At 68.0% G+C, this 7,025-nt stretch carries 5 protein-coding genes and 1 pseudogene; 5 read left to right on the top strand and 1 reads right to left on the bottom strand.

The window, feature by feature from the left end; all coding sequences use genetic code 11:
- Positions 1–400: pseudogene (gene argS, locus ACE3RX_RS22660) on the bottom strand (arginine--tRNA ligase); the annotation flags it as partial.
- Between the two features lie 154 nt (positions 401–554).
- Here argS and ACE3RX_RS22655 point away from each other — a divergent pair.
- From ACE3RX_RS22655 to ACE3RX_RS22635, 5 genes are all read left to right on the top strand, one after another.
- Positions 555–1,214, top strand: coding sequence for a hypothetical protein (locus ACE3RX_RS22655; protein WP_374487236.1), 660 nt, complete (start codon positions 555–557; stop codon positions 1,212–1,214).
- Positions 1,215–1,286: 72 nt separating this feature from the next.
- A complete protein-coding gene (gene ubiB, locus ACE3RX_RS22650) occupies positions 1,287–2,825 on the top strand; it encodes a ubiquinone biosynthesis regulatory protein kinase UbiB (RefSeq protein WP_374487235.1) in 1,539 nt (512 codons plus the stop codon).
- A gap of 158 nt (positions 2,826–2,983) precedes the next feature.
- A complete protein-coding gene (gene rocD / locus ACE3RX_RS22645; protein WP_374487233.1) occupies positions 2,984–5,113 on the top strand; it encodes an ornithine--oxo-acid transaminase in 2,130 nt (709 codons plus the stop codon).
- Positions 5,110–5,460: a YajD family HNH nuclease gene (locus tag ACE3RX_RS22640; protein WP_374487232.1), complete on the top strand. Its 351-nt coding sequence runs from the start codon at positions 5,110–5,112 to the stop codon at positions 5,458–5,460. The genes rocD and ACE3RX_RS22640 overlap by 4 nt, the downstream gene beginning before the upstream one ends.
- A gap of 139 nt (positions 5,461–5,599) precedes the next feature.
- A complete protein-coding gene (locus ACE3RX_RS22635) occupies positions 5,600–6,862 on the top strand; it encodes an Hsp70 family protein (RefSeq protein ID WP_374487231.1) in 1,263 nt (420 codons plus the stop codon).
- Positions 6,863–7,025 lie beyond the last annotated feature (163 nt).

The raw sequence follows: 7,025 nt of genomic DNA, 5'->3' as shown, positions 1-7,025 counted from the left end.
CGTGCAGCGGGCCGGTCGGGTTGGCGGAGACGAACTCCACCTGCACCTTGACGCCGCTCTTGTCGCCGCGGCCGAAGGCCTCGCCGCGCTCCAGCACGCTGCGCACAACGGCGGTCTTGGCGTCGGAGACCAGCGTGAAGTTGATGAAGCCGGCGCCGGCCACTTCGGCCTTGGCGATCAAATCGGACTTGGGCAGTTCGGCCAGCAGCAGGTTGGCCAGCTCGCGCGGATTGCGCTTCAGCGGCTTGGCCAGCTGCAGCGCCAGGTTGCTTGCAAAATCACCATGGCCGGCCTGCTTGGGGCGTTCCAGGTTGACGGGGGTTTCGGCCTGTTCGGGGGCGACGCTCAACAGGGCGGCGCGCAGGAGGTCGGCAAGCTGGGTTTTGGAATCGGCGCTCATGGCAAACACTGCGACTAAAAGCACAGGATTATATCCAAGCAGGCGTTGCCACGGCGGGACGCCGGTGCGGCGGCGGTAACAAAGTGCGATCGGCATGGCAAAAATCATGTCCTTGCCCTATCTTTGCAGCCTGTGTGCGCAGCCGGAAACGACCGTGAGCCTCTTCCGACCGACCGTCCTCCTGACCAGCCTGCTGGTCGCCGCCGCGGCGCGCGGCGAGCCCGCCACGCTGCACTGGCCGGTGCCGATGCCGGCCGGCGCGGGCTGGCGCATCATCGACTTGCGGGAGGGCCAGGGCGTCCGCCACGAGGAATACCTGCCCCGCGGCCAGGGCCTGGAGGACTACCGCGACCGCATCCTGGTACAGCGCTTTGCGGCCCAGGACATGGGCCCCGACAGCTATCTCGCCTATATCGCCGCCGGACTGGCCCGGCACTGCGCCGGCTTCACCACCAGCGGGATGGTCAGCGCGGTGCGCGACGGACTGCCCAGCGCCACCCGCACGGCCTACTGCAGCAACTTCCAGAACCGGCCCTACGGCTATGTCATCGCACAGAAGGCGATCCGCGATGGCGAGCACCTGTTCGTCGTCGAACGGGAGTGGCGCGTGCCCCCTTTCTCGATCGACGACGCCGGCATGGCCAGCCTCAGTTTTGGCAGCCCCGACGAAGACGAAGCGCTGAAGCGGGAGATCCACCTGGCCACCCGCTGGCTGCTGGAGCAGGTGCAGCCAGGCCGCAGCGCGCCCCCTCCCGTCGCCGCCACGCCAGAGCCACCACCGAAGCCGCCAGCGCGCCCCGCCAAGCGGCGCTGAAGACCCGCCTCGCCGGCTTTCGTCGCCCGGCCTTTCCGGGCACAATCCGCGTTTTCCTTCTCTACAGCCGCCGTGCGTCTCTTCCGACTCGTCAAGATCGTCTCCGTGAGCCTGAAATACGGGCTCGATCAGATGGTCCTCTCCAACGAGCCGACCGGCCGCCTGGCCTGGCTGGCGAAGCTCACCCGCTTCCGCCGGACTTTCAACGAACCATCAGGCGCCCGACTGCGCCAGGCCCTCGAATCCCTAGGCCCGATCTTCGTCAAGTTCGGCCAGATGCTGTCCACCCGCCGCGACCTGCTGCCGCCGGCCATCGCCGAAGAGCTGGCCCGCCTGCAGGACCGGGTGCCGCCCTTCTCCTCGGCAGAAGCCCTCGCCCAGTTGCATGAAGCCTACGGCAAGCCGGTCGACGAGGTCTTCGCGCGCTTCGAGCGGGAGCCAATCGCCTCGGCCTCCATCGCCCAGGTGCATTTCGCCGAGTTGCCCGATGGTACCGAGGTTGCGGTAAAGATCCTGCGCCCCGGCATCGCCCCGGTGATCGCCCACGACCTGGCCCTGCTCGACGCAGCCGCCACGGTGCTCGAGAAGGTGTGGCCGGAGGGCCGCCGCCTGAAGCCGCGGGAAGTAGTCGCCGAGTTCTCCAAGTACCTGCGCGACGAGCTCGACCTGATGCGCGAGGCCGCCAACTGCTCCCAGCTACGGCGCAACTTCAAGGACTCCGATCTGCTGGTGGTGCCCGAAGTGCATTGGGACTTCTGCTCTACCAACGTAATGGTGATGGAGCGCATGAAGGGCATCCCGATCTCCCAGCTCGAGGCCCTCAAGCAGAATGGCATCGACCTCAAGCACCTGTCCCGTGCAGGCGTCGAAATCTTCTTCACTCAGGTGTTCCGCGACGGCTTCTTCCACGCCGACATGCACCCCGGCAACATCTTCGTGGCGACCGACGGCCCGGCCCGCGGGCGCTACATCGCGCTCGACTTCGGCATCATCGGCACCCTCAACGACTCCGACAAGAAGTACCTGGCCACCAACTTCCTGGCCTTCTTCCAACGGGATTACCGGCGCGTCGCGCTGGCCCACATCGAAGCCGGCTGGGTACCGCCGCACACCCGGGTGGACGAGTTCGAAGGGGCCATCCGCGCAGTCTGCGAGCCGATCTTCGACCGCCCGTTGAAGGACATCTCCTTCGGCAAGACCTTGCTGCGCCTGTTCCAGACCGCCCGCCGCTTCGAGATGGAGGTCCAGCCCCAGCTCGTTTTGTTGCAGAAGACCCTGCTCAATATCGAGGGCCTCGGCCGCCAGCTCGACCCGGACCTCGACCTGTGGAAGACCGCCAAGCCTTTCCTCGAACGCTGGATGAATGACCAGATCGGCTGGCGTGCGCTGCTGCGCCACGTCAAGGACGAAGCCCCGTCTTGGGCAGCCACATTGCCCCAACTGCCGCGCCTGGTGCACAAGGCACTGGCCACCCAGCCGGTGGCGGAAGACCACCGCGCCGAACTCGCCCGCCTGGTCACCGAAAGCCGCCGCACCCGTTACTGGCTGATCGGCTGCACCGTGCTGCTGGCCGCCCTGGCCTCCATCGAAGCCTGGCACCTACTGCACTGAGACTGAGACACCGGATCTGTGGCACTGAACCTGTGGGGGCGAATTCATTCGCCCCCACAGGTGTGGTAAGCCTCACACCCGGCCTTGAACGAAGCCACCGCGGCCCGCTCAAACAGGCATGACGGCCATCTCGGCCCAACCGCCTTCGGAGGAAGACCATGCCTGCCCCGCTCGTGCCTGTCCGTCCGGTCCGCATCGTCGGTGTCGGATCCTGCCTCGGCGCACCGATCTTCGGCCCCGCCGCCGGCCCCCGCACCCTCAAGGATCTCGGCCTCGATGCCCAGTTGCGCAGCCGCGGCATCCCGGCCCGCTGGCAGTCCCTCCACGAACCAAGCGCGCCCAAACCACCGCGCGCCTCCCTGCCGGAACGGCTGAGCAACGTCAGCGCCCTGCTCCACGACCTGGCGGACGAAGTCGCCGCCCTGTGCGCCGACGGCACGGTGCCACTGGTACTGGGCGGTGACCACGCGATCGGCGCCGGCACCTGGCGCGGCGCGGCGCGGGCCGTGGAGGGACGCGGCAAGCTGGGGTTGATCTGGATCGACGCCCACCTGGACTCGCACACCGTCCAGACCAGCCACAGCGGCAACATCCACGGCATGCCGCTGGCTGCGCTGCTTGGCATCGGTGATCCGAGCCTCACGGAAGTCCCCGGCCCCCGCCTCGATCCGGCCCACGTGGCGATCGTCGGCGCACGCTCCTGGGAGCCGGAGGAACTGACCCTGCTCAAACGCCTCGGCGTACGCATTTTTTTCATGCCCGAGGTCAAGCGCCGCGGCCTGCCGGCCGTGCTGTGCGAGGCGATGAGCATCGCCCGCGACGGCACCGCGGGCTTCGGCGTGTCGGTGGACCTCGACTCCGTGGATTGCGCGCTGCTGCCGGCCACCACCTGTCTTGAGCCGGACGGCCTCGATCCACAGGAACTCGCCGACTGCCTGCACGGCCTGCGCAGCTGCGCCGACCTGGTGGCGCTGGAAATCGTCGAATACGTGCCCGAACGGGACCGGGACGGCAGCGGCGCACGCTGGGTGCTGGATTTCGCATCGGCAGCCCTCGGCCCGACCACCACCAACCTGCTGGCCCGCGAGCAGACCTTTGGCGCCCATAACTACGCCCCGCTGCCGGTGGTGTTCACCCGCGGCGAAGGGGTCTGGCTGTGGGACGTGGAAGGCCGGCGCTACCTGGACATGATGAGCGCTTACTCGGCGGTCAGCTTCGGCCACAGCCACCCGCGCCTGGTCAAGGTGCTCACTGACCAGGCCCAGCGCCTGGCACTGACTTCCCGCGCGTACGCTAACGACCGCCTGCCGCTGATGCTGGAGCGCCTGTCGGCGCTGCTCGGCTACGACCAGGCCCTGCCGGTGAACACCGGCCTGGAAGCCGTTGAAACCGCCCTCAAGGCGGCCCGCAAGTGGGCCCACAAGATCAAGGGCGTACCGGAGGGGCAGGCCGAGATCATCGTCTGCGCCGACAACTTTCACGGTCGCTCGACGACCATCGTCGGCTTCTCGTCGGAAGCCCAGTACCGGGACGGCTTCGGCCCCTTCACGCCGGGCTTCCGCAGCATCCCCTTCGGCGACGCCGACGCCCTCGCCGCCGCAATCACGCCGCACACCGCGGCCTTCCTGTTCGAGCCGATCCAGGGCGAAGGCGGCATCCACGTGCCGCCAGACGGCTGGCTCGTGCGCTGCGCCGAGATCTGCCGCGCCAACAACGTGCTGCTAATCGCGGACGAGGTGCAGACCGGCCTCGGCCGCACCGGCCGCCTGCTGGCCTGCCAGCACGACGGCGTGCGCCCCGACGGCGTGATCCTCGGCAAGGCCCTCGGCGGCGGCCTGCTACCCGTATCGGCCTTCCTCGCCGACGAGGCGGTGATGCGGGTATTCCGCCCCGGCGACCACGGCTCAACCTTCGGCGGCAACCCGCTCGGCGCGGCTGTCGCCGCCGAAGCCCTGGCCCTGCTCAGCGAGGAAAAACTGGTGGAACGCGCCGACCGCCTCGGCGCCGCCTTCATGACCCGCCTGCAAGCTATCCGCAATCCGCTGATCCGCGAAGTGCGCGGCCGCGGTCTGTTGATCGGCATGGAGCTGGACACGCGCCGTGTCAATGCCCGCACTGCGGCAGAATGGCTACTGGCCCGTGGCCTGATGACCAAGGATACCCACGACTCCGTGCTGCGCTTCGCACCGCCGCTGGTGGTCACTGAAGCCGAACTGGACTGGGCTGCGACCGTCATCGAAGATGCGCTGGCCGACCTCGAACAACGTCTTTCCGGAAACAAGCAATGAGCGAAAAACTCGACCGTCTCGTCCTCGAAGCCCGTCGCGCCGCCGACAAGCGCGCGGAGGGCTACCGCGAGAAAGCCCTCAAGATCTACCCGTGGGTGTGCGGACGCTGCGCCCGCCAGTTCACCGTCACCAACCTGCGCGAACTGACAGTGCACCACCGTGACCACAACCACGACAACAATCCGCCCGACGGCAGCAACTGGGAACTGCTGTGCGTGTATTGCCACGACAACGAACACCAGCGCCAGCTCGAAGCCACTCAGGGCAATGTCACCGCCAAGCAGCCCGGCAAAGCCGCGACCCATTCACCGTTCGCGGGGCTGGGGGCGCTGCTGAAGAAGGATTGAGCCTGAGCAGCGGAACGCCTCGACCGCAGCTGGATTACATCAGCGCCTAGTACCAACCGGGCGACGGCTTGCCATTGCCGTCTTCACCCCATACGCCAACCGGCGTAGCATTCCGCCCCTTGTCTTTCTGCCCTTCGCCATGAGTTCCAGCCCCGCCCGCGCCTGCGGCATCGACTTCGGCACCTCCAACTCCACCGTCGGCTGGCTGCGCCCCGGTCTGCCGACGCTGCTGCCCCTCGAGGACGGCAAAGCGACGCTGCCGTCTGCCGTCTTCTTCAATGCGGACGAAGAAACCACCCACTACGGACGGGATGCGCTGGCGGAATACCTGGAAGGCTACGAAGGGCGGCTGATGCGGGCCATCAAGAGCCTGCTGGGCAGCAACCTGATGGACGGCAGCACCGAGGTGGGCGGGCGGGCGCTGCGTTTCCGCGACCTGCTGGCGAGCTTCATCGGCGAACTGAAGAACCGCGCCGAAGCCGAGGCCGGGCGCAGCTTCGAGCAGGCCGTGTTCGGCCGCCCGGTATATTTCGTAGACGAAAACCCGGCCGCCGACCAGCGCGCCCAGGACACCCTGGAGGCGATCGCCCGCCAGGTGGGGTTCAAGGAAGTCAGCTTCCAGTTCGAGCCGATCGGCGCGGCGCTGCACTACGAGGCCAGCCTCGAACGGGAGGAGCTGGTGCTGATCGCCGACATCGGCGGCGGTACTGCCGACTTCTCGCTGGTGCGCCTGTCGCCAGAACGGGCCAAGCGCGTCGACCGCCGCGAGGACCTGCTCGGCAATGCCGGCCTGCACGTGGGCGGTACCGACTTCGACCGGGCACTGAGCCTGGAATGCGTGATGCCGCTGCTCGGCTACAAGGGGCTGATGAAAAGCGGCGCCGAAGTGCCGTCAGCGCTGTTCTTCCAGTTGGCCACCTGGCACACCATCAACTTCGCCTATACCCGGCAAGCCTTTGCGGACTTCCAGGCCATCTACCGGGACGCAGCGGCCCGTCAGGAGCTGGACCGCCTGGCCCGCCTGATCGGTCAACGCGAGGGGCACTGGCTGGCCCTGCAGGTCGAACAGGCGAAGATCGACCTGTCCACCGCCAGCACGGCCCACATGGAGCTGGACCGTCTAGAGCCGGGACTCGCCCACGAGATCAGCAGCGAGGCCTTCACGCTGGCCACCCGAAGCCTGGTCGAGCGCGTCGCGGCCACCGTCGGCACGCTGCTCGACGAAGCCGGCGTGGCCCGCGACCAAGTGAACACGCTGTACTTCACCGGCGGCGCCAGCGGCGTGCCCCAACTGCGTGCCCGCATCGCCGCCGAACTACCGAGGGCCCGTGCGGTAGAAGGCGACCTGTTCGGCAGCATCGGCGCAGGGCTGGCAGTGGAAGCGGCGCGCCGCTACGGCTGACAGCGGGTTTCCTCCTTCGGGGAACTTGCCGGACACCCGTAGGGGGGGGGTCATTAGCCCCCGGTGCTCCTAGAAACGGCGGCGGGGGACTGGATTCGCCCCCCCCCCAGGCGCCCGGCGCCGGGGGGCCAACCCCGGGGCCGCGACAACCCCAACCACCACC

Origin of the sequence: Zoogloea sp., assembly GCF_041914405.1 — a bacterium.
GTDB lineage: Bacteria > Pseudomonadota > Gammaproteobacteria > Burkholderiales > Rhodocyclaceae > Zoogloea.
This window is presented reverse-complemented; position numbering and strand designations above follow the sequence as displayed.